General features: G+C 42.9%; 20 protein-coding genes and 1 pseudogene. 8 read left to right on the top strand and 13 right to left on the bottom strand.

Going from position 1 to position 22,819, the window contains the following annotated elements:
* Positions 1-145: 145 nt before the first annotated feature.
* Positions 146-1,822, top strand: a complete 1,677-nt coding sequence (gene nadB, locus RMY63_RS21615; protein WP_322730675.1) for an L-aspartate oxidase — start codon at positions 146-148, stop codon at positions 1,820-1,822.
* Between the two features lie 150 nt (positions 1,823-1,972).
* Here nadB and RMY63_RS21610 read toward each other — a convergent pair whose 3' ends face one another.
* The 4 genes from RMY63_RS21610 to btpA form a co-directional block, all read right to left on the bottom strand.
* Positions 1,973-2,179, bottom strand: coding sequence for a hypothetical protein (locus RMY63_RS21610; protein WP_292777396.1), 207 nt, complete (start codon positions 2,177-2,179; stop codon positions 1,973-1,975).
* Between the two features lie 772 nt (positions 2,180-2,951).
* The gene (locus RMY63_RS21605; protein ID WP_322730674.1) at positions 2,952-5,156 is read right to left on the bottom strand and encodes a CHASE2 domain-containing protein; all 2,205 of its coding nucleotides are present in this window, start codon (positions 5,154-5,156) and stop codon (positions 2,952-2,954) included.
* A 627-nt stretch (positions 5,157-5,783) separates the two neighbouring features.
* Positions 5,784-6,767 carry a vitamin K epoxide reductase family protein gene (locus tag RMY63_RS21600; RefSeq protein ID WP_322730673.1) on the bottom strand — a complete coding sequence of 328 codons (984 nt, stop codon included), beginning with the start codon at positions 6,765-6,767 and terminating at the stop codon, positions 5,784-5,786.
* 137 nt (positions 6,768-6,904) lie between these two features.
* Complete coding sequence (gene btpA / locus RMY63_RS21595) at positions 6,905-7,753, bottom strand: photosystem I biogenesis protein BtpA (protein ID WP_322730672.1); 849 nt, start codon at positions 7,751-7,753, stop codon at positions 6,905-6,907.
* 753 nt (positions 7,754-8,506) lie between these two features.
* On the opposite strand from btpA, the gene rimO reads away from it, so the two are divergent.
* Together rimO and RMY63_RS21585 are read left to right on the top strand one after the other, a co-directional pair.
* A complete protein-coding gene (rimO, locus tag RMY63_RS21590) occupies positions 8,507-9,826 on the top strand; it encodes a 30S ribosomal protein S12 methylthiotransferase RimO (protein ID WP_322730671.1) in 1,320 nt (439 codons plus the stop codon).
* Positions 9,827-10,107: 281 nt separating this feature from the next.
* A complete protein-coding gene (locus RMY63_RS21585) occupies positions 10,108-11,637 on the top strand; it encodes a DEAD/DEAH box helicase (RefSeq protein WP_322730670.1) in 1,530 nt (509 codons plus the stop codon).
* Between the two features lie 311 nt (positions 11,638-11,948).
* Here the strand turns inward: RMY63_RS21585 and RMY63_RS21580 are convergent, their stop codons facing one another.
* The 6 genes and pseudogenes from RMY63_RS21580 to RMY63_RS21555 all read right to left on the bottom strand — a co-directional run bounded on the left by RMY63_RS21580 (position 11,949) and on the right by RMY63_RS21555 (position 15,319).
* Positions 11,949-12,896, bottom strand: a complete 948-nt coding sequence (locus tag RMY63_RS21580) for an aldo/keto reductase (protein WP_322730710.1) — start codon at positions 12,894-12,896, stop codon at positions 11,949-11,951.
* Positions 12,897-13,125: 229 nt separating this feature from the next.
* A complete protein-coding gene (locus tag RMY63_RS21575) occupies positions 13,126-13,350 on the bottom strand; it encodes a hypothetical protein (RefSeq protein WP_322730669.1) in 225 nt (74 codons plus the stop codon).
* Positions 13,351-13,486: 136 nt separating this feature from the next.
* Positions 13,487-13,708, bottom strand: a complete 222-nt coding sequence (locus RMY63_RS21570; protein WP_322730668.1) for a hypothetical protein — start codon at positions 13,706-13,708, stop codon at positions 13,487-13,489.
* Between the two features lie 183 nt (positions 13,709-13,891).
* Positions 13,892-14,107 (bottom strand): hypothetical protein, encoded by a 216-nt coding sequence (locus RMY63_RS21565; protein ID WP_322730667.1) that lies wholly within the window; start codon positions 14,105-14,107, stop codon positions 13,892-13,894.
* 153 nt (positions 14,108-14,260) lie between these two features.
* A pseudogene (locus RMY63_RS21560) lies at positions 14,261-14,482 on the bottom strand (hypothetical protein); the annotation flags it as partial.
* A gap of 3 nt (positions 14,483-14,485) precedes the next feature.
* Positions 14,486-15,319: an Rpn family recombination-promoting nuclease/putative transposase gene (locus tag RMY63_RS21555; protein ID WP_322730665.1), complete on the bottom strand. Its 834-nt coding sequence runs from the start codon at positions 15,317-15,319 to the stop codon at positions 14,486-14,488.
* A 51-nt stretch (positions 15,320-15,370) separates the two neighbouring features.
* Here RMY63_RS21555 and RMY63_RS41865 point away from each other — a divergent pair, with 51 nt between their 5' ends.
* From RMY63_RS41865 to RMY63_RS21535, 5 genes are all read left to right on the top strand, one after another.
* Positions 15,371-15,442, top strand: a complete 72-nt coding sequence (locus RMY63_RS41865) for a tetratricopeptide repeat protein (RefSeq protein ID WP_416212539.1) — start codon at positions 15,371-15,373, stop codon at positions 15,440-15,442.
* 181 nt (positions 15,443-15,623) lie between these two features.
* Positions 15,624-17,108 carry a BCD family MFS transporter gene (locus RMY63_RS21550; protein ID WP_322730664.1) on the top strand — a complete coding sequence of 495 codons (1,485 nt, stop codon included), beginning with the start codon at positions 15,624-15,626 and terminating at the stop codon, positions 17,106-17,108.
* A 69-nt stretch (positions 17,109-17,177) separates the two neighbouring features.
* Positions 17,178-17,984: an inositol monophosphatase family protein gene (locus tag RMY63_RS21545; protein WP_322730663.1), complete on the top strand. Its 807-nt coding sequence runs from the start codon at positions 17,178-17,180 to the stop codon at positions 17,982-17,984.
* A gap of 217 nt (positions 17,985-18,201) precedes the next feature.
* The gene (locus RMY63_RS21540; protein ID WP_322730662.1) at positions 18,202-18,774 is read left to right on the top strand and encodes a hypothetical protein; all 573 of its coding nucleotides are present in this window, start codon (positions 18,202-18,204) and stop codon (positions 18,772-18,774) included.
* Positions 18,775-18,868: 94 nt separating this feature from the next.
* Positions 18,869-19,822, top strand: coding sequence for an MDR/zinc-dependent alcohol dehydrogenase-like family protein (locus tag RMY63_RS21535; RefSeq protein ID WP_322730661.1), 954 nt, complete (start codon positions 18,869-18,871; stop codon positions 19,820-19,822).
* Positions 19,823-19,956: 134 nt separating this feature from the next.
* On the opposite strand, the gene RMY63_RS21530 is transcribed toward RMY63_RS21535, so the two are convergent.
* The 3 genes from RMY63_RS21530 to RMY63_RS21520 form a co-directional block, all read right to left on the bottom strand.
* The gene (locus tag RMY63_RS21530; RefSeq protein WP_322730660.1) at positions 19,957-20,244 is read right to left on the bottom strand and encodes a hypothetical protein; all 288 of its coding nucleotides are present in this window, start codon (positions 20,242-20,244) and stop codon (positions 19,957-19,959) included.
* A gap of 83 nt (positions 20,245-20,327) precedes the next feature.
* Positions 20,328-21,374 carry a chlorophyll synthase ChlG gene (chlG, locus tag RMY63_RS21525; protein ID WP_322730659.1) on the bottom strand — a complete coding sequence of 349 codons (1,047 nt, stop codon included), beginning with the start codon at positions 21,372-21,374 and terminating at the stop codon, positions 20,328-20,330.
* 258 nt (positions 21,375-21,632) lie between these two features.
* On the bottom strand, positions 21,633-22,733 hold the full coding sequence (locus tag RMY63_RS21520) for an ArsA family ATPase (protein ID WP_322730658.1): 1,101 nt from the start codon (positions 22,731-22,733) through the stop codon (positions 21,633-21,635).
* Positions 22,734-22,819: the final 86 nt, after the last annotated feature.

The raw sequence follows: 22,819 nt of genomic DNA, 5'->3' as shown, positions 1-22,819 counted from the left end.
ATTGCAGTTAATGTAGCAAATAGCAGCCCACTCCTGATTCTAAGGAGTGGGAGATGATATGAGTTAGGAGTTATGAGTTATGAGTTAAAAATTCAAAACTCCTAACTTCTAACTTCTAACTCCTCACTTCCCCCTACCCATTACCTTGTCTCAGATAGATATTCCCAGCCAATTTGATGTCTTAGTAGTCGGCGCTGGTGCAGCTGGACTATACACAGCGCTGTGTCTGCCAGAATCCTTGCGAGTCGGCTTGATTACCAAAGAAACCGTTGCTTTGTCCGCCAGCGATTGGGCACAAGGTGGCATTGCCGCAGCGATCGCCCCAGAAGATTCTCCAACACTGCACATTGAAGATACGATCCAGGCGGGTGCAGGTTTATGCGATCGCACCTCTGTCGAATTTCTCGCCCAACACGCCCCTAGCTGCATTCAATCCCTAGTTAACTTGGGGGTCGCTTTTGACCGTCATGGTCAAGCCTTAGCTTTAACTTTGGAAGCCGCCCATTCTCGCCGCCGTGTTCTCCATGCTGCGGACACTACAGGGAGGGAAGTTACTACTACCCTGACAGCTCAAGTATTACGTCGCCAAAATATTCAAGTCATTCAGCAAGCTTTGGCTTTGAGTTTGTGGATTGAACCCGAAACTGCTTGCTGTCAGGGAATTAGCCTGTTTTATCAAGGTAAAATCACCTGGATAAGAGCTGGTGCTGTAGTACTAGCAACTGGCGGTGGTGGTCAGATATTTGCCCAAACCACTAACCCGGCTGTGAGTACGGGTGATGGGGTAGCGATCGCAGCTCGCGCTGGGGCTATCCTCCGCGATTTAGAATTTGTCCAATTTCACCCCACCGCCCTGACTAAACCTGGTGCCGATCGCTTCTTGATCAGCGAAGCTGTACGCGGCGAGGGGGCACATCTCATCGATAATGAAGGGCGACGTTTTGCCTTTGACTACCACCCTGCGGGTGAACTTGCACCTAGAGATGTGGTCAGTAGAGCAATTTTCAGCCATTTACAACGTACCGCCCTTGATTTGGCTACTGCTCATGTGTGGTTGGATATGCGCCCCATCCCTGCTGACAAGATTCGTCACCGGTTTCCTAATATCATCAAAGTTTGTCAGCATTGGGGCGTTGATGTCTTCCACGAACCAATTCCTGTAGCGCCAGCTGCCCATTACTGGATGGGTGGAATTGTTGCGGATCTGATGAATCGCACAAATATCCCCGGTTTGTACGCAGTGGGTGAAACCGCTAGTACTGGTGTGCATGGGGCCAATCGCCTTGCTAGTAATTCCCTGTTGGAATGTATTGTGTTTGGGGCCCAGATGGCTAATATTAAGTTAGAAAATATCGGGCTGCCCTCAGAAACACCAGTGCTACCATTACGGAAATTTAATGCTGATGCTAGTGAGTGGCACATCCAACAAGCACAGCTAGAAGCACTCAGGGAGAAGTTACCGCGTCTAGTCTGGGAAAGTGCTGGTATTTGTCGGGAGCAATCAAGGCTGGAAAGTGCGATCGCTACTATTGAATCTTGGCAGCAAGATTTCGCTGCTTTGCCTTTAAGTCAATTCTTGCTTGCTTTACGTCCAGTAGAACCCGTTAGTTTTGACCTACCAGATGTTGAACGGCAATTGGGACTTTGGGCAGAAACCCGCAATTTATTAGATGTAGCTGATTTAATTCTCAAAAGTGCTGCTTTTAGAACCGAAAGCCGAGGCGGACACTTCCGTTTAGATTATCCTCAACCAGACTCAAATTGGCAAGTCCACACACTTATACAAACAAATCATTGGTGGAAATCTCCACTATTGGCTTGAATAAACTACCTTAAAGAGCCTGACGGTTTTCGCAACCCTAAGCACAACATCTTGCAATGAGCCGCCAAGTAAAAGATGTGGTGTACAAGACGGTAGCAAACTCATTGCGCTACTCGACCACAATCTAAAATCTAAAATTCAAAATTGCTATCAGCGGGTGCCGCTACCATTATGACTGTCGGGACCACCATAATTTGGTGGAATGTATATGTCTTGTAAATTTTGAGAATTGACCTTGCGGGCGATTAAGGTGTTACTGCTAGTAGGGCCAAAAGAATTAGCACTTGCAGTACTAAATATACCTGTGCAAGCAGCAATTTTTGGGATCAGTATATAAGCACCTATGCAGAATATCATAAACTTTGTGATTCGGAAGTTAGTCTTCATGTCTTTCAGTAAATTTACTATTTTTTTATTCCCAAGTGGATTTTTTTAGTTACTACCGTATATTTACTGTAGTTTTTGAAAAAAGCTTTTTAACTTTATGAAATCATTGCTAGTAGTGTACAAATCATTGTGGTATTCGCTTGTCGATTAACCTTAATTTGCCGATATCAAATAGTCTTTATACTTAAGTCGTATTCTTAACAAGCGGTTTTTACATCAGTCTCAGGTTAGATATGTCAATAATTTATTGCGAACATTTTGTTTACTTCATTATTTATTAATAATATCTTAACACTTTTAAGTATAAACACTATGTTTACTAAATCAGGAGTTCAAAAAAATATGAAATAATACTGATTTAATTGTATAGTTTAGATTTGATGAGTAAGTATCTGTAAAGATAAAACAACATATTTATCCTATTAAAAGGATTTTTAAACTTATAAAACAGCGTCAGAAGCGAGTAAATACAAGTATACTTTTAGAAGTAAATAAAATTACATACAATTTTATTTTCCTAATTATCTCTGATGACTAATGCTTTCTGACATCAGTTATGAGATTTAGTATTAAAGCCAAAAATCCTTGCTAGGTCTACATCTTGGCGAAAAATTTACCTCGCAGAAGATCCGCTGTATTTTTTCAAGACAGTGCCTTAGACGTATCTCCAGTCTAAATTCCTCATTTAGAGGTAAAAATTGTAACTAGAGTGAGAAAACCTGGAGACTTGACTCTTGACTAATTAAGCAAACTCGTAGCGATTTTTACCCAGGCGCTTTGCATGGTACATTGCTGTATCAGCTTGTTTCATCAAAGTTTCACTATCTTGACTGTTGTACGGGTAAACACTAATGCCAATACTGGCAGAGACTCGGATTGTATAGCCGTCCAAAACAATTGGCTTGGTAATACTGCTTAAAATTTTTTCGGCGACTTTAGCAGCTATTTGGACATCAGGAATTGCCCGTAAAATCACAGTAAATTCATCGCCACCCAAACGAGAAACTGTATCACTAGCGCGTAAAGAGTTGCTGAGTCTTTCAGCAATAGTCATTAGCAAGCGATCGCCCGTCTCATGTCCCAAAGTATCATTGACTTGCTTAAACCCATCTAGATCAATAAATAGCAGTCCCAGCAACAAGTTATTGTGTTGTGCCCAATCTAAAGACTCGTAAAGTTGTTCGGCAAAAAATTTGCGATTGGATAAACCGGTGAGGGGGTCGTGATACGCTAAATAACGTAAGTGGTCTTCTTTGAGTTTTAATTCATTGTTAGAGCGGAATAGTTCAGCAGCAGTACGCTTGAGCTGTTCTTCCATCTGCTTGCGCTGAGTAATATCTCGGATGACTCCAACTAAAAAGAAATTGCCAGCTGAATCTTTGTGAAGCGATCGCTTAGTAGCAATTTGATGAGTCTGGCCAGCGGCATTTGTAAATTCTTCTTCATGTTCTTGGGGTTGCTGAGTCCGAAAAACAAGATCGTCCTGTCGTCGAAACACATCAGCTTCATGTTTTGGGAAAAAGTCATAGTCTGACTTTTCAATTAAAAACTTATTTGGATAACCGATAAATCGACAATACGCCTCATTTAAAACAATCCACTGATGTTGTTCATTTTTGACAAAAATTGGATCGGGGATCGTGTTGATAACGTGATGCAAAAATTCTTTGGAACGTTTCCACTCTCCCTGCATGTGAGCAATATGACTAGTCATCCAAATAGCTGAAGTGCCAAAGCAAACCAGTGAAGGAATGAGTGGTATCCACCAACCGTACAAGAAAGCCAGGTATGCACTCACGGTCAATACAAAGCAAGAAGCTAGGATACAGTAGAGACTCTTAGTTGCGTGTCGTATCCGCCATATCGTCACGGCTCCTAGATAAGACCAGATGAAAATCCACAAGTATTCCACCAAGTCAGGCCAAACTTTCAGTAATGGTCTTCCATCAATAGCAGCAGAGATTAATTCACTAATAAAATAAGCCTGCAATTGAATACCAGGTACAGGCTTTGCTATACCCATTACACTGCTAGAGTAGGGAATAAATACAAAATCTTGGAGGCTAGGTGCAGTGGAGCCAATAAGTATAATCCGATCTTTGATTAAGTTTGCTTTGACTTTATCTGCCAGTACATCTCTTATCGATACCTGGCGAAAACTACAAAATTCTCCAGACGAACTTTGACATTTGGGTTTGGGAAAATTGCTTAAAATTTGGTAGCCTCTATCATCAGCTCCCACATAAGCACCATCATTAGCCTCAAAACGAGTAAATGTTGCCTTACCCAATTGCAAATATTCAGGGTTGCTTTTTGCTTTGGTCGGAGTAATCTCCTTTGACTTTAAATACAATAAAGCCAACTTCAAGGCAAAACTTTCATGTACTTCACTTTTAACGTGCCAATACAACAAACTGCGACGCACTTTACCATCAAGATCGTACAGCACGTTATTAAAGCCCACTTGATCCTGATTTAGTCCCAATGGAGGCGAAACACTAAAGTTTTTGTTTTTGTCATTTGCTAGTAGTTCAATACCAATTAAGTTGGGTATTGACTTATAAGTATTACGCAATTCTTGATTACCAGGTTCTACTGGTAAATTTCTGTAGAAATCTAAGCCAATAGCACGGGGTTTATGGACATTTAATTTTTGCAACAACAAGGCAATCTTCGCATCTGGAATTGGCCACGAACGTACTTCGTTTAAATATGTCTCATCAATCACTACGATCGTAATCCGGTCTTCTGTCGGTTCATTTGGACGTAAGCGAAAAAATTGATCCAAAGCTGCCAACTCCAAAGATTGCAATAATCCAATGGAGTGCAAAAGCAGGACGCAGACTGCAACGCTGGCCGCAGTAATCAATTCTCTGTGTCCTCGACTAAGCGATTGTTTCAGTCCAAAGATTAACTTCACAAAACGCTTGCCTAGCTGCTGATTCATTTCCATTACCTAGTAGGCAGAAATATTCTCTATTTCCTATAGCTATTAACTATCGGACTAAACATAGCTCAAGTAGGAGCTAAATAGAGTTTCTAAAAATTTTTTCAACTCAGCAAGGTTCTTTAAGACATCGTGGTATTTGTCATGTATTACCATATATTCAGGCCAATTATCTGACCAAAGGGCAACTGGGACTCCTGTGGCTATCAGTACAGATTAATAAATATTGTTGAAAGTGAGTTCAGTAAATTTAACTCTCAAAGCCTTCTCTAGTAGAGCTTACTCAATTAAATTCACATTTGCGATCGATTAGGTATTTTACTGAGAATTACGTTTACTTTCAACAGATACACCTCTCGGTTCGAGCCTGACATGATTACATCCCAAGGTGGCTCTCAAGTGTTAGAAAAAGAAATTAAAATATACATTAATTTCAAGTAAATGTACTTAGCTAATTTCCTTGAGCTTAAGTATTTGCAGATAAAAGCCGCAGGAAAATTGGTAATTGGGCATTGGATAAGACCTATTATCTGTTACCAAAAACAAAAAAGCCAACTGGAAACAGATTTTACTGTATTCATCCAGTTGACTATGGAGTGGGAACTACTGAAGGTCAGTATAGGTACTTTACTTAAAATACTTGAAGTTACGAGGCCCTGTGTAACCAGAAACTTTCGCTAGTTCCTCTAAGTTTTGGACTCCGCTATAGCTTTTACCATTAACGATCCAAGTGGGGAATCCTTCAATTTTTGCAGCTTTACACAGTTCTGGTTGAGCTTTGAGTCCATCGGGAGCGCATTCTACCTTAACATCATTGTTAATTACTTCCTCGGCCTGTTTACCAAAAAGCAGCTTTTGTTCATGACAGTGAGGACACCAGTAAGCGCTGTATTCCTTTGCACCTACCTTCGCCAGATGCCGTGCTAAGGCTATTTCTGCTTCACCAGAAGTAGTGGTAACTTCCCAACCGAACGCTGGGTTAGGGTCTTCCTTGGGAGTAAAGGTAATTTTTGTGGGTTGTCCAGGAGTTCCAGGTGTAACATCTGATTGATTCACGCCAGCATAGACGCCTAAAGTACCAATCAGCGTTACCATCCCGACAATCAACGCGGTAAACAAGATTTGTCCAATATCCTCCCAAGTCCGACCGATAATCGTTATTACCAAAAGACTGAGGGAAAACAAAGCTGAACCGATACAGTAAGGACAAATAGCTTTGATTTGAGATGTCAGCACATACATTAAGTAGCCGCTAAAGACAGACATAGCGATCGCACCTACCAGCAGCAACCACCACGTCCAATTTTCCAATTGTTTGCGGTTATTGTTTTCCCCTGAGTTGAATACTAAGGGAGCCAAAGCCAATATCACCATACTGGTGTATGCCAAAAACCCAAACAAAGCTAATGGCTGACCAAAAACCGTTGCCCAAGGACTGGAAAGCACATCATTACAGCCCTTAGCACCAGCCTGTGCCACACAAGCGGCACTGCCTCCGGTTAACTTTTCTATAGTTAGATAACCTGTTATCAGGGCACCACATCCAGCGATCGCGGCAATCAATGGACGTGACCATTTATGAATCCAAGGAGTAGAACGGCGGCGAATCATAAATATTAGGGAATGGGGAGTGGTAAAAGTTAGGAGTTAAGAGTGAGGAGTGAGGAGTTAAGAGTGAGGAGTTAGGAACAATTAATTTAAAACTCATAACTCATAACTCCTAACTCCTAACTATCTTTCCCCACTTTCTAAGAATGTAACTTCACTTGTTCTGCTGATTTACTTTCACCTTTGGAGTTCCAATTGCGACGGGCAGCTTCCACAAATTGACTGACGCGAATTGGGTCAATTGGTTGCTCTATGCGTCCATGACGTTTCAGGGAACTGGAAACTATTACACCATCTGCTGCTTGCATCAATGTATCAATATTTTCCCAATTAGCTCCACTCCCGATGAACACTGGCGTGCCAGCTGCTGCGCCACAAGCTAGTTCCAAATCTTCTAAGTTAGGAGGACTACCAGTAGCCCAACCAGATAAAATCACTCCGTCTGCTAAACCCCTTTCAATGGTATCTTTCACGGCGACTGTGAGATTTGGAGAACTCAAAGGACGGGCGTGTTTCACCAACACATCGGCCAGGATTTTAACATCACAACCCAACTCCCGTCGATAGCGGAGTAATTGATGGGCTTCTCCCTCAATTAATCCTTGGTCAGTTGCCATCACCCCTGTGAGGACGTTGACGCGGATAAATTGCGCCTGTACACAGCTAGCGATCGCTATTGCACTTTTGGCATCGTTTCGCAATACATTTAAGCCTATGGGTAAAGTCACCAAATTTTGTATCCGCTGCACCACAATGGTCATGGCACTCACAACCACTGGATCGACTTGGTTTTTGGTAAACGGCGCGTCGAAAAAATTCTCGACAATTAGACCGTCAACCCCTCCACTTGCCAGGGCTGCGGCTTCTTGTTCGGCACGGTCAATCACCGCTTTTAGGCTACCTCCCCAACGGGGTGAGGTAGGCAGTGGTAGCAGGTGAACCACGCCAATAATTGGTGAGCGAGTTTTAAATATCTGATATAAATCCACGTCTTTAATCCGCCTCGCACAGTCCAGAGTCCAGAATTTTTTGACTATTGAACGCCAGCTCAACCACTCCCCTGAAGGACAGGAACCTCTATATAAGGGTGGCTCTTCAACGGGGGAAACCCCGCACGTGACTGGCTCCTTTTCACCCTTGACTCTTGACTTTTCATTAACTAGTCAAATGTGTTTTATGATAGTCGGTTTATTGCCTCTTTCCTCAGATGGAAATTGGCGTCAAACCTCCCATAAGATATGTTAAGATAAAACCTGGCTACAAGAGGAGTTTGCCACTCACTAGACGCAAGGCAGCTTTCCGTGGTTTAGGCGTCTTGTCCGCGCACTGTCGTAGGACTTGCCAATCGCCAGGGTAGCATTACTGCTTTATAGGCGTAGTCGCTTTCGTCGATTTCCCTGAGGGTAGCGACTTCTCACAACAAGCCCTTTGGGCGGCTTCCCGATGGGTAGGTTAACAACGCATACGCTGTGGTAATGTAAAATACCAATAGGCTAATTGTTAAAAAACATTACAAGTGTCAAATGTACCCAAAGACACTTCAATTACCCTGGGGAACAGATTGATAAAAATATCATAACATGACCTCTATTTTTATTATTGATAGGGTCATAACTCTACGAACAGTTGCTGACAGTGAAAATCTGCCGTCGTACTGTTATTAGAAGGATAGCGATTTCAAACAAGCGAAATTAGCGCCAGAATGTTGACTACAAGAAAAAAAATGAAGATATTTTCAAAATATGGGTGACAAGCCAACGATTGCCATTTCTCACCTGGGCTGCGAGAAAAATCGAATTGATACAGAACACATGCTGGGAATGCTGGTAGAAGCAGGCTACGGTGTAGATACAAATGAAGAATTAGCAGATTACGTTATTGTTAATACTTGTAGTTTTATTGAAGCGGCCCGGCAAGAATCTGTCAGAACTTTAGTAGAACTGGCAGAGGCAAATAAAAAAATCGTAATCACTGGCTGTATGGCGCAACACTTCCAAGAACAACTTTTGGAGGAGTTGCCCGAAGCAGTAGCAGTGGTGGGTACAGGCGATTATCACAAAATTGTAAATGTAATTGAGCGTGTTGAACTTGGCGAACGGGTCAAACAGGTTAGTATTGAGCCAACCTACATTGCCGACGAAACTACACCGCGCTATCGCACTACAACGGAGGGCGTAGCTTATCTCCGGGTTGCGGAAGGATGTGATTATCGTTGTGCATTTTGTATCATTCCTCATCTTCGAGGGAACCAGCGATCGCGTACTATTGAATCTATCGTCGCCGAAGCGGAGCAATTAGTTAGTCAAGGGGTAAAGGAAATTATTTTAATTTCCCAAATCACCACTAATTACGGTCTAGATATTTACGGTCAGCCAAAATTAGCCGAATTACTTCGCGCTTTGGGGAAAGTAGATATACCGTGGATCAGAATGCATTACGCTTATCCCACGGGACTGACCCCAGATGTGATCGCGGCCATCCAAGAAACACCCAACGTCCTGCCTTATCTGGATTTGCCCTTGCAGCATTCTCATCCAGAGATTCTCCGCGCCATGAACCGCCCTTGGCAAGGGCGCGTAAATGATGGGATTATAGATCGCATCAAAACGGCGCTACCAACAGCCGTACTGCGGACAACATTTATTGTTGGTTTTCCAGGAGAAACAAGCGAGCATTTTGAGCATCTATTAGAGTTCGTCCAGCGGCATGAATTCGATCATGTTGGTGTGTTCACCTTTTCCTCTGAGGAAGGAACTCCAGCTTACAAGTTGCCAAATCAGTTGCCCCAATTGGAGATGGATGAGCGTCGATACCAACTGATGGAACTCCAGCAACCGATTTCTCAAAAGAAAAATCAACAGGAAGTAGGCAAAATAGTTGATGTCCTGATTGAGCAAGAAAATCCTGAAAGTGGTGAATTAATCGGTCGTTCAGGTAGATTTTCCCCAGAGGTTGATGGTCTGGTGTATGTCAAAGGCCAGGCAAAATTAGGAACCATCGTGCCAATAGCGATTCACCACGCTGATACATACGACCTCTATGGTCAAGTAGTCAATAACTAAATTGTCCTTTGTCTTTTGTCCTTTGTCTTTTGTTAAATGACCCTTACAGATTCACCCTTATCCCAAGATCAACGCTGCATTAATGGCAGTTTTCATGAGGGTTTACCTGAAATTCGGGGACTCACTCGTAGGCATAGCTTCTCCAAGATTTGAGGCTTTGCTATCGCCCTTGGCTGACTAACTAGCCAATAACTAATGACTAATGACTAATGACTAATGACTAATAACTAATGACTAAATGACTAATCCAAAAATCCTTACATAAAATTTAGGACGAATTAATGACTCTTTCATTTCAAGAATTAGGCATTTCTCAAGAACGTGTCGAACAACTAGAAAAAATTGGTTTTACCGAACCAACCAACATTCAAGTGCAAGCAATTCCCCAATTGCTAGCCGGTCGTGATGTGGTAGGTCAATCTCAAACTGGAACAGGCAAAACGGCGGCATTTTCACTGCCAATTTTAGAGCGGCTGGATATTAATCAGAAAGCCGTGCAAGCCATAGTTTTAACACCAACTCGTGAATTAGCAATGCAAGTTCACGATGCGATCGCCCAATTCATCGGTAATGAAGGATTGCGGGTGTTAGCAATCTACGGTGGTCAATCAATTGACCGTCAAATGTTACAACTCAAACGTGGTGTTCACATGGTTGTGGGCACTCCCGGACGGGTGATCGATTTGCTCGATCGCGGCTGTTTAAAGCTCGATCAAGTGAAGTGGTTTGTGTTAGATGAAGCTGATGAAATGTTGAGCATGGGCTTTATTGATGATGTGGTTAAAATCCTCTCGCAAGCGCCCGTAGAACGCCAAACAGCTTTATTCTCGGCAACAATGCCACCATCGATTCGGATGTTGGTGAACAAGTTCTTGCGATCGCCGGCGACTGTCACCGTTGAGCAACCAAAAGCCGCTCCCAATAAAATTAATCAAGTAGCTTACTTGATCCCCCGCCACTGGACAAAAGCCAAAGCATTACAGCCGATTCTGGAAATGGAAGATCCAGAAACAGCTTTAATCTTTGTTCGCACCAGACGCACAGCCGCAGAACTCACCAGTCAGTTGCAAGGAGCTGGTCACAGTGTCGATGAATACCACGGTGACTTGTCCCAACAAGCACGGGAGAGGTTATTGAGCCGATTCCGTAACCGTCAAGTCCGCTGGGTGGTAGCAACTGATATTGCAGCACGAGGATTAGATGTCGATCAACTCTCCCATGTGATCAACTACGACTTACCCGATAGCGTAGAAACTTATGTCCATCGCATTGGTCGTACTGGTCGTGCTGGTAAAGAAGGAACAGCAATTTCTTTAGTACAACCATTTGAGCGGCGCAAGCAGCAAACATTTGAACGTCATAACCGCCAAAGTTGGCAATTGTTGTCGATTCCGACACGTGCCCAGATTGAAGCGCGACACATCCTGAAATTGCAAGAACAGGTGCGAGAAGCTTTGACAGGTGAGCGTTTGGCTTCATTCTTACCGATTGTTAGCGAACTAATTGAAGAATACGATGCTCAAGCGATCGCCGCAGCTGCACTGCAAATCGCTTACGATCAAACTCGTCCCGCTTGGTTGAGTTCAGACGTAGAAATTCCCCAGGAGGAATCCTCAACTCCCAAACCAAGACTTGGTAAGCGTCGTGAATCTTCCAGCGACCGCCCCCGTTCTGCTTGGAAATCAGATAACAGCAATGGTGAAGAAGAAAGACATTCTTCTCCCAAGCCCAAACTGCGGACAAGTCGTGAGTCTTCTGCATCTCCTAGTAAAAAGCTAGGTTCACCTACAGCTAGGGAATCAGCTTCTTAGTCAAGAGTTAGAAGTTAATCGATTTTGGATTTTAGATTTTAGATTTTTTCTTCAATCCAAAATCCAAATCTAAAATTGGCAAAGTGAAAAGTTGAGAGTTAAGGTCAAGAGAGTTAAGATTTTGACTTTAGACTCTTGACTTTTTGGCTTTTTGGGTAACTTTTTCTACCAGTTTCTAGGAAGATAAATTAAAGATGCATTCTTCGTGGTCTTATGTTCACTATTCCAGACTTAGTACCAGGTTGGGAGCTAGTAGTGTCAGAACTCTGGCCCCCTGTGTTTTAGTAGAGAGATGTTTGATTGCAACGTCTCTACAGCCAAGAACGACTAACTTGTTCTAGCTCTCCAATTTCATCGTCGCTCAATTCCCAGCCTAAAGCGCCAGCATTTTGCCGCACTTGTTCGGCTGTCTTCACCCCAGCAATAGGAATAACGTTCCCCTGAGCAATTAACCAGTTAAGAGCAACTTGAGCAGGAGTGCGATCGTATTTTTCCCCGAAGTTGCGTAGCAAAGATATGACTGGGGCAATTTTTTGCAAACCTTCTTTCTTGAATCGTGGGTCTATTTTCCTCGCACCAGTGGGCGTTTGTGCACTATCAATAGTGTACTTGCCTGTAAGTAATCCCTGAGCTAAAGGACTATAAGCCAAAATAGTCACACCCAACTCACGTGCAGTTGCGATAATACCTTTGCTTTCAATTTGGCGACTGAGTAAAGAATAACGTACTTGGTTCACAGCCAAAGGCACTCCACGGGCCGCCAATATTTGATGTGCGTCTCGCATTTGCTCTGCTGAGTAATTACTCACACCAACTGCGGCAATCCTACCCCGCTTCACTTCATCTGCTAAGGCATTCATCAAACTTTCTTGACTTAAAAAGAAAGCAAAAGGCCAATGCACTTGGTACAGGGCGATTCGCTCTAATTGTAAGCGTTTGAGGCTGGCTGTTAAAGCATCAGAGACGGATTGGGCTGTAAATCGCCACGGTAGGGGGCCAAATTTTGTGGCGATTTGTACAGGCTGTTGTGTCTGTTGCAGAAATTGTCCCAAAAATTTCTCGCTCTTTCCCATTCCGTAGACTTCGGCAGTATCAAAGAAGGTAATACCGGCTTCTAAGGCTGCGGTAAAGGCTTCTTGTAACTGTTCTGGGCCATAGCGATCGCCATAATTCCAAAATAGTTTATCACCCCAAGCCCAAGTGCCTATGCACAAGGGTGTAACAACTGGGCCATTTTGCCCCAATGTGATGGTTTCCACCATTGCAAAATTTAATTTCTTTACATTTCTTTACTTTTATAGTGTATCGTTATAGACAAAATTGGGCATGGGGGTTGACGCAGTATTTTCAAAGTGCGTAGGCGTAGCCCGTCGTAGACATCGCAGCTTGCATAAAGATTTTTAAATTACACCTGAGAATCTACTATTCTCAAAATTAAGGGAGGCTAATAACCTCCCTTTTCTAATAATTGAGTGTATTTACTTGTATTTATGAATTAGATGATTTATCCTGCTTGGCTTTTTTGATTAATTCCATGTAGACATTAATCTCACTAATTTCGATATCATGCTCAACTCTGGTTACTTTCCATTTCTCCTTTTTTAAATAAACTTCTTCTCCTACTCTGGGAGTAAATTGGAGATCATAGAATTTTTTTAGAAAATCTCTTTGGTTTTCTTCCCATAATATGACTTTGACTGGTTCTTTACTCATTGCTTATGCCTTTTTGGTTACTAGATGAAGATAAGTAGTTTGATGACATACATAGGGCAAGTTTATCTTACTAATTCAATGGAATGGCGTAGTTAAAACCACATTTTCATAATGTTGAAACTTACCTGTGTAATGATCATAAAGACCACAATTCTAGACTTTTGAACCAACTAAAATCTCTGTAATCTAATGTCCAAACACTAGCGTCATAAAGTTGAGCTACCGCTACAACAGACGCATCCTCTAAAGTTCCTTGCCATTCTGGTATCTGGCGAACCATGCTATAAATCTCCTGAAACATTTCCATGCTCACTGGTACAATGATTGTGTTCTCACTAATGACGCTTAGTGCAGTCATTGCAGCACAGCTCGATTGTTCTCGCAGCACAAACTTGTAAACTTCAAACAAGCACTGGTAGAGGGGTTAGAACCTCACCAAACAACGTTGGTAACTTACTAAAACCCGCTTTGCATTCCTGATGGTAGTCATCTCGGACAGAAACCAAGGCAATCAGGGGGCCTGCATCCAAAACGAGACGCTTCATCCCTGTATCAAATAGTCTTCATTAACTGAAGCGTCTGTAGGAGCATTTTCCACGATTCCTGCCAGCGATAGTAGCCTTGAACCATTTTTGGTGCGTAACTTTTCCGCTAGTGCTGCCTGTACAATACTTGATGGGTTTTGCTCTGGGTGATCTTTTAAGTATTGGTCAAGTTGTGTCCACAACTCATCAGGAATATATAGTGTGCGTTTCATTTTATTAGCCTTTGGAGGTACAACACTAGTTGTACTCTGATTGTAGTTGCTGGAGTGCGATCGCTCTGAAAACCATAAAAAGGCAATTGAGGATTTTAATCAAGCTCCTGATTTTGCAAAAATATGACAACAGACAGACATGAAATGACCATTCTATGTGTTTTGCTGTGCGGCAAGCTGGACAGCTTCTATATCAACATTGAGGTGTTGAGCAATCTGCTCCACACTCATCCCTGTTTTTAGTAACAGAGGCACGGTAAGTTTCAACATTTCAGCTTCCCGTTCTTCTCGACCTTCTTCTCGACCCTCGGCTTTCGCTTCTTGATAAACCTTTGTTTGTTCCAAAGTTAGTCCCAGCATAGCTTCAACTTCCTCATTCTATGTGCTTGACTGTGCAGCAATCTGGACAGCTTCTATATCAACATTGAGGTGTTGAGCAATCTGCTCCACACTCATCCCTGTTTTTAGTAACAGAGGCACGGTAAGTTTCAACATTTCAGCTTCCCGTTCTTCTCGACCTTCTTCTCGACCTTCTTCTCGACCTTCTTCTCGACCCTCAGCTTTCGCTTCCTGATAAACCCTTGTTTGCTCCAAAGTCAGTCCCAGCATAGCTTCAACTTCCTCTCTACTCAACGAAGAAAACTTATAAACGGCGATTGTGGTTATGATGTCTAGTATTTCGTTTTTCGGCAGTGTGTCCGTTTCTTCTAATTTTACTCGCTCAATTAATTGCTTTGCTTGCTGTGCCATCACTTCATCCGATGCTAGAGTCAACTGCATCAAGTTGATACCTATTGGCTGCTGATTAGTCGCGCCTAACTCATCTAAATAGATTCGCTGTACTTGGTCGCTGTTGAGAAATATTCGATGAGTTTTTTGATCGCTTGGTTCCAGAGAGCGTGATGAAAAAATTACCACACAGAACCAGTCATCGTACTGAGAACGATTCCGGTACAGGTACATCATCGACTCGGTAAAGAACCGATGGTAAAGGGCTTCATCCTTTTGGAATTGAACTTCAGCAAAAAAGATCACCTTCGATGTTGCATCCTCTGGAGGTAAAAACACACCATCGATGCGAAAAACGGTTTCTTTAACTTCAACTGATTCAAATCGATAATTTTGCCCTTGAAAAAGGGGATTATCAACTAGTTCAAAGAGTAACCCAGGAAAGCGCTTAAAAATTTGATAGTAAATGGAATCTCGTTTCACTATTTCATCCTAAAATTCTCTCATTATGCGTAGGCGTAGCCCGTCGTAGACATCGCGGATTACGACCAAGCCATAAAGATTAATCCTAACTTGGCTGAAGTCTATGCTAATCGAGGTGTATAACTGCTTGCCAAATAAGTGTGATACCTTCTCTACGAGACGCTACACGTAGCTTGCTTCCCCATAGGGGTACGGTGAGCTACGCTAACGCAACTTTCACTTTTCCTTCGCTGATTTGCAGCGGGTAGGGTTTATCTTTATTTAAAGAGAGATTAAATCCTATAAACCATACGAAAAAGTAGCTATGGCCACCAGCGATGTTTCACCCAATCCTGAATCAAATAGTTCGGTACGTTTGGAATCATTGCCGAGAATTAATTTACTGACAATGTTCCGACTGGGTTTATTTCAGATGGGATTAGGCATCATGTCGCTTCTCACTTTGGGTGTGCTGAATCGAGTGATGATTGACGAGTTGAAAGTCTTGCCATTAATTACGGCTGCTGCTATTGCCATGCACCAATTTGTTAGCCCTGCACGAATTTGGTTTGGGCAGATGTCTGATGCCAAGCCATTGCTGGGCTATCATCGCACTAGCTATGTCTGGATTGGTGCAATATTATTTACAACTGTATCTTTCTTGGCTCTGCAAGTAGTCTGGCAACTAGGTAGTAGTTTGCAAACCACTGGCTGGAGTTTGCAAACCTATGGCTGGGCGGGAGTGCTGGGATTAACTTTTGCAGGTTATGGTTTAGCCTTGAGTGCTAGTTCCACACCTTTTACTGCTCTTTTGGTAGATGTTACTGATGAAGATAACCGCTCTAGATTGATTGGGATTGTCTGGTCAATGCTGATGATTGGCATTGTCATTGGAGCAGTAGTTAGCTCCAAGTTGCTAGAAAGACCAGAAATTTGTGGGACGGCTCTTTTAGCCTATAACCCTTCTCAGACAAACAAAGTCGTTGACATAGCCAAACTCCAATCTACAATCAACCCCGTTTTTATAATTATGCCTGCGATCGTCTTTGGACTATCAATGCTGGCAACTTTCGGCGTGGAAAAGAAGTATTCCCGTTACACTTCCCGTTCTTCTTTGGTAGGTAGAGAAGACCAAATAACTTTGGGTACAGCCTTACGAGTCCTGACTGCTAATCGCCAAACAGGAGTATTTTTTGGCTTCCTGTTGGTGTTGACTATTAGTATTTTTATGCAGGATGCAGTTTTAGAACCCTATGGTGGAGAAGTTTTCGGGATGTGTATTTCCCAAACCACTAGACTAAACATTCCTTTTGGGATTGGCACTCTCATAGGAATTAGCTCTACTGGTTTTTTGCTTTTGCCTTGGTTAGGGAAGAAACAGACTACTAAAATTGGGTGTATCAGCGCAGCCGTGAGCTTTAGCTTCATCATTATGTCAGGGTTTAGCGCCAACCCAGCTTTATTGATGGGTAGCCTGCTTTTTTTCGGTCTGTCATCTGGAGTCATTACAGCTGGTGCGACTAGTTTGATGTTGGATTTGACGGCTGCTGAAACGGCGGGTACATTTATTGGAGCTTGGGGATTATCTCAAGCAATGGCTAGGGGATTGGCTACAATACTTGGTGGAGCAGTATTAAATTTAGGTAAAATGCTGTTTCCGTTACCAGTGTTAGCATACAGCATGGTATTTGCGGTGCAAGCAATAGGGATGCTTGTTGCTGTTTGGTTACTGTGGCGGGTGAATGTCAAAGAATTTCAGATGAATGCCAAGACTGCGATCGCATCTATTTTGTCAAGGGAACTGGATTGAACTTCACACTCCCAAGCAAAGATGCCCAAAATCCTTTGCTTATTTGCACCTTTGCGCGAGAATTAACCAATGAATGATTTTTGGACAACAATTCTTGATTTTGCCCAAACTACCACTACCAGAGTGGGCAAGCAACTAATGCAAGATTTTGGGCAAGTACAGGCTTCTCAAAAAGCTGATGGTAGTTTGGTGACGCAAGCAGATAAATGGGCAGATCAGGAAATTCGGGATGCGATCGCTTCTAGTTTCCTTGGCTACGGCATTTTGAGCGAAGAGAGTGATAAGTCATTTCCTGGTACGGAGTGGTGCTGGGTAATTGACCCTCTAGATGGTACAACCAACTTTACACGCGGCATTCCCATCTGGACAATATCTCTGGGTTTACTGTATCGAGGTACACCCATTTTTGGTTATGTTTACGCACCAACCTTGAATCAAGCTTTTCATGGTTTCTGGGCAGGTTCATCTGGTTTAGCAACACCAACAGGAGCATTTCTCAACAACCACCCCATCCACGCTAGTATAGATAGTCCTAGCAACAATCACTTTTTTAACCTCTGTTCCCGCAGCACCGCAGTTATCCAGAACGGCTTTCCCTGCAAAATTCGCATGTTGGGTGTAGCTAGCTATAACTTTTTGACAGTTGCCACTGGGGCTACTCTCGGTGGTATTGAAGCGACACCAAAAGTTTGGGACTTAGCCGGGGCTTGGGTAATTGTCCAAGCTGCTGGTGGGGTCTGGGCATCGCTTAAATCAGAGCCGTTTCCCTTGTCACCCAAAGAAGATTATAGCGATCGCTCTTTTCCTACCCTTGTAGTTAGTCGTCACGAATTAGTTTCGGTATTTCAACCTTTTCTTGAAGGCATAAAAATTTAATTTGTGGGGAAAATACCTGAAAATAGTTATTTTGTCAATTAGCCCAGCGGACAATTCCATACCCAACATTAAACTTAACAAAACCCTAGTTAAACTAAAGAATTGAGTATAAATAAAGCTGGTTAGAATCCTGATTTAAGCGCCAGACCAGTGTAGTTATTAATTTAAGTAGTGTTGTGGCTTTCATCACACTGGTTAATTTAGTATAAAAAATTTTATGTTGTCTAATCTAGATTTAATTCGAGAGTTTGTGCAAAACTCTATCCAGAAAAAAGACATTTTGTTGTCAAATCCTGTTTTGACAGCGCAAACAGTATATAAAACCAACCAACTGACAGCAAAATCTGAAGGCGTAATTGCCACTGCTCAAATATCTCACACCTTATGTGAGTTCTCGATTTCTTCAAAATCAACCCAGTGGGAATTGATAAATCAGGCATTAGCAGAATATAGTTATATGCTCAAAGGAGAAGTAGATAGTCGGGGTTTCTATCAGTATCAATACTGCGAAGTTCCCAAAGGCTATCAAATGCACTGTACTAAATGTGTCATTCTATGGCGAGCTTGGTGGAAATATCGCAAGTATACTTCAAGACCAGGGATTCCGTTGGAACTTCTGATTAGAACACGAGATTCATGGTATCCAATTAGAGATTTAATTATCAGTGATGGACTTCTGTATATCAAAACCTTGGGAAGTGAGATTGCACTAGGTTCAGATGACTTAGTTACTTGGTTAAGCAAAGTTGATGTAACCAAAATTAAAGAAATACCTTCTACAGAGACATAAGTGTGGGCATGGAGGTACAGATGTATGCCTCTATATTTGTAAACATTTTTCAAAGTGGTATGACAACATAATTCGGTAAAGGATATGAAGAGAAATGAAAGGACTTTGGCTTGAAAACAACCAGTTGCAATTACGCACAGATATTCCCGTTCCTGAACCGCTACCAGGAGAAGCCTTAGTACGCGTCTTGCGTGCAGGTATCTGTAATACTGATCTAGAACTACTCAGAGGCTACTATCCCTACACTGGTATTTTGGGGCATGAATTTGTCGGCATTGTTGAACGAGGGCCAGAACACTTAGTTAACCAACGTGTAGTTGGAGAAATCAATGCTGTGTGTGGGCATTGTCGGTTTTGTCGTAGTGGACAACCAACTCACTGCGAAAATCGTACAGTTCTGGGTATTGTCAACCGCAACGGAGCCTTTGGTGAATATCTCTGTTTGCCGGTGGAGAACCTGCATCCCGTACCTGATAATGTGTCGACAGAAGTAGCAACATTTACTGAACCTTTAGCAGCAGCTTTGGAAATTCAGCAGCAAGTGCCATTACATCCAAACGATCGGGTGCTAGTGGTTGGAGATGGCAAACTAGGGCAGTTAGTAGCTCAGACACTAGCTTTAACTAGCTGTGAACTCGTAGCTGTGGGGCGTCATCGAGACAAACTGGCTAACTTAGAAGCACGGGGGATAAAAACGAGTCTAGCCGACACTGTTACAGATGGATATTTCGATATCTCAGTAGAATGTACTGGCAACCCAGAAGGATTTGCGATCGCCCGTCGCGCCCTACGTCCCCGTGGTACTCTTGTACTGAAAAGTACTTATGCTGGCAACCTCAGCCTAGATGCTTCTTCTTTAGTAGTGGATGAAATCACCCTCATTGGCTCCCGTTGTGGCCCCTTTACTCCAGCCCTCCAGCTACTAGCCACAGGAAAAGTTGACGTGCAACCCCTGATTCATGCCACCTACCCTCTGATTGAAGGGCTTGCAGCTTTTGAACATGCTCAGAGTCGGGGTGTTTTAAAGATATTATTAGAGATTAGTTAATTGTCATTTGTCATTTGTCATTTGTCATTTGTCATTTGTCATTGGGCATGGGTTATTCCTCTAATCTCTCTAGTCTCCCTCATCTCCACCAGTCCCCAGTCCCCACTCCCCACTCCCCACTCCCCACTCCCCAACTAATATAGATAAGGATTCGTCTTCGGTTGATAGTCACAACAATCGATCGCTTCTTCTGTATTGGCAATAGATGGGCGTACAGTACATTTAAGACGGTAATTGTCAGTAAAAAATTGGCAACCAGTACAGGGGATTTGATGCATTTGCTTGGCTGTAGTTACACTATCTCGTGCCGCTGCCCAGAGACTTAAAACAACGATAATAGTTAGAGTCCAAGCACCGATAAAACAAATCGGGATTAACAAAGATTGAATCCCATGAATGAGGAAAGATATCAATTTAAACACGTTATGTCCTGATACAAATTAGGAGTTAAAAGTATATTACCTCTTAACTCCTAATTCCTAACTTCTCACTATAGACGTATAAGTTAAACGCCAGCATGACCCAGTGCTAAACCTGTTACCAGCATTCCCAGAACCAGGAAAGGTTGGGCGCTGGCTTGGTACTTAACATCATTCTTCACAGGGTCGCGCAGGAAATACATATCCTGCAAGGTGATTTGTGGAATGATTAAGAGTATTAGTATTGTTGCATACAAATTCTCATGGATGCTGACGAGATAAGCTGCTATTAATCCCTGAAATACATCAATCGTTACTACACAAATCCATGCCGCAGTAGTGATGCCAAACATTACGGGTAATGAATTTAATCCTAACTGGCGATCGCCTTCTACACTCTTAAAATCATTGACAATAGCAATACCCAATCCAGCCAAGCTGTAAAACATTGTCAAAATCACAATTGTGGAATTCAGTTCCCCAAACAAAGCGTGTCCTGTAGACCAAGGTAGGGTAATGTAGCTTGCACCCAAGGCGTAGCTACCTAGCCAGCCGTTTTGCTTGAGTTTTAGGGGAGGTGCAGAATAAATGTAGGCGATGAAAGAACCGATAATCGCGATCGCTGTAATTGTTGGGAATTCATGACCAGACCACACATCCAGCACAAACGCTAAACCAATGCCAGCAATCAGTAATACCCAAATCTGAATAATTACCTGGGGTAGAGGAATTGCCCCAGAGGGAATCGGGCGATAAGGTTCATTGATGGCATCGATTTCGCGATCATAGTAATCATTGAGAATTTGGGTATAACCTGTCATCAATGGCCCAGCCAGTAACATACAGGCTGCTACCTTCAACACATTTTCCAGCGTCCAAGTATAGTTACCAGAAGAAGCCGCACCACAGACTACGCCCCAAATTAGGGGAATCCAGGTAATGGGCTTCATGAGCTGCAAACGAATTTTCCAAATTGAGGTTTCCCCAGACGCTGCACCTTTCATCCCCAACATCTGCCTAGTTTTTGCACTGCGATCGGCAGATGCGTTCGCTTGCTCATTGGCATTATTTGCCACTAAGTCTAGTGCTTCAGATGGGTTAGGGTCTGGGGGAATGGGAGTTGATTCTGACATAAGGCGTATTTTTTTAGAGTGAGGAGTTAGGAGTTAGAAGTTATGAATTATTAGTTAGGAGTTATGAATTACGTCTAATGTGAATTAAGTCTAGAAACCCTTGTAATTTCGTCGGTAGTCCCAAAACTACGATTTTGGGCGAGTCTAGAAACCCTTATGCGATAAGAGGCTTTTCTAATTCACATCAGGCGTGAATTATTATTTTTATTCCTAACTCCTCACTCTTAACTCCTAACTTTGTTCCTACTCCTAACTAAATTAAAACGAAATTATCAAATAATTATTCTGAAACTTTGCTCCAGCAACAGGTCTGCCACTCAGAGCCGGGGGTAAGGGAATATTGCGCCGCTGATCTCCTGCTTCTACCGTGACTTCTGGCCCATATTGGGTGAGCTTGACTTGCTTTTTGTCAAATCCCGGCAAGAATAAGCGTACTTGACGATTGTGGATGTCTATTTCAATAGGTTTGGGAGCCTGTAAAGCTTGTGCTTCAAAGTTGGGTAGAGCATCTATCAGTGGTTGCCAATCACCCGTAGGCGAGTCGGGAATGACGCTCACTCTTAGGGGTATAAATTCCTCTGACAGATTGACATTTGTCTCGGTAGACACAAGTAAAACACCACCGACAGTTAAACCGATTTGTTGAGCGCTACCCCATAAATAACGAGCATTTGCTACCTCAATCGGATCTCCCGTAGTCACTAAGAAAGCAGCGAGACGCTTGGGATCGGCAAGAGCGGCTCTCCCTTTTTCTAAGAAATTATTGACTTGGTTAGTGGGGCCTGCAAAGTTATCTGCTGTCCAGTTGATATTGAAAAAACTGCTAATCAGCGGTTGAATCAAGGGCGATTCAGTAATCGTCTTCCCCAAGTCTGAGTTGACAAATAATTGCCGAAATCGCCGGACATACCAACTCAGAGATTCTGGCAAACCCAACGTTCGCAGCGTTAAGGAGTCGCCCGTGCCATCATAGACGATCGCATCATATTTGCCACTGGCATCATATTCACGGATAGCATTCAGTGCCAGGGCGTTGTCCATCCCCGGCAATACTACCAGTTCTTGACCAAAAACGTCTTTGAAGATGGGCGTGCGGAGATATTGCGCCTCAAGTTTCTTCACTTCGTCCCAGTTGCGTTCTAGAAGTACAGATGCTTGAAACTGGACTGCTTGCAAATTGGGAGCGATTTCCTGGGGATTGGCAGTAACGGGAATACCCAGCAAGATTTGCAATGTTGGTTCTGCTTGTCCTGCTAAGAGTACGCGCTTGCCTTGACTTGCCAATAATTTGGCGGCGGCGATCGCAATTTTGGTACGAGCGGTGCCGCCTTTGCCCAAAAATGTCAAAATTAGAGCCATTAGTTGATTCCTATTTTCACCGCCGAGCTTTTCAACTCCAACTTAGCACTCAACAAAGACTCTGGGCCTGTGCTTTCAACTTCAGA

Source organism: Nostoc sp. ChiQUE01b (assembly GCF_034531255.1).
Classification (GTDB): domain Bacteria; phylum Cyanobacteriota; class Cyanobacteriia; order Cyanobacteriales; family Nostocaceae; genus Nostoc.
Note: the sequence above shows the minus strand (reverse complement) of the source record. Positions and strands in the feature narration are given on the sequence as shown.

Coding starts and splice junctions, on each gene's coding strand:
- RMY63_RS21540 (WP_322730662.1), top strand. CDS start 18,202: ATGTTGTCTAATCTAGATTTAATTCGAGAGTTTGTGCAAAACTCTATC.
- RMY63_RS21520 (WP_322730658.1), bottom strand. CDS start 22,733: ATGGCTCTAATTTTGACATTTTTGGGCAAAGGCGGCACCGCTCGTACC.
- RMY63_RS21610 (WP_292777396.1), bottom strand. CDS start 2,179: ATGATATTCTGCATAGGTGCTTATATACTGATCCCAAAAATTGCTGCT.
- RMY63_RS21545 (WP_322730663.1), top strand. CDS start 17,178: ATGAATGATTTTTGGACAACAATTCTTGATTTTGCCCAAACTACCACT.
- rimO (WP_322730671.1), top strand. CDS start 8,507: ATGGGTGACAAGCCAACGATTGCCATTTCTCACCTGGGCTGCGAGAAA.
- RMY63_RS21535 (WP_322730661.1), top strand. CDS start 18,869: ATGAAAGGACTTTGGCTTGAAAACAACCAGTTGCAATTACGCACAGAT.
- RMY63_RS21600 (WP_322730673.1), bottom strand. CDS start 6,767: ATGATTCGCCGCCGTTCTACTCCTTGGATTCATAAATGGTCACGTCCA.
- RMY63_RS21565 (WP_322730667.1), bottom strand. CDS start 14,107: ATGAAACGCACACTATATATTCCTGATGAGTTGTGGACACAACTTGAC.
- RMY63_RS21575 (WP_322730669.1), bottom strand. CDS start 13,350: ATGAGTAAAGAACCAGTCAAAGTCATATTATGGGAAGAAAACCAAAGA.
- RMY63_RS21585 (WP_322730670.1), top strand. CDS start 10,108: ATGACTCTTTCATTTCAAGAATTAGGCATTTCTCAAGAACGTGTCGAA.
- chlG (WP_322730659.1), bottom strand. CDS start 21,374: ATGTCAGAATCAACTCCCATTCCCCCAGACCCTAACCCATCTGAAGCA.
- RMY63_RS21605 (WP_322730674.1), bottom strand. CDS start 5,156: ATGAATCAGCAGCTAGGCAAGCGTTTTGTGAAGTTAATCTTTGGACTG.
- RMY63_RS21550 (WP_322730664.1), top strand. CDS start 15,624: ATGGCCACCAGCGATGTTTCACCCAATCCTGAATCAAATAGTTCGGTA.
- RMY63_RS21570 (WP_322730668.1), bottom strand. CDS start 13,708: ATGACTGCACTAAGCGTCATTAGTGAGAACACAATCATTGTACCAGTG.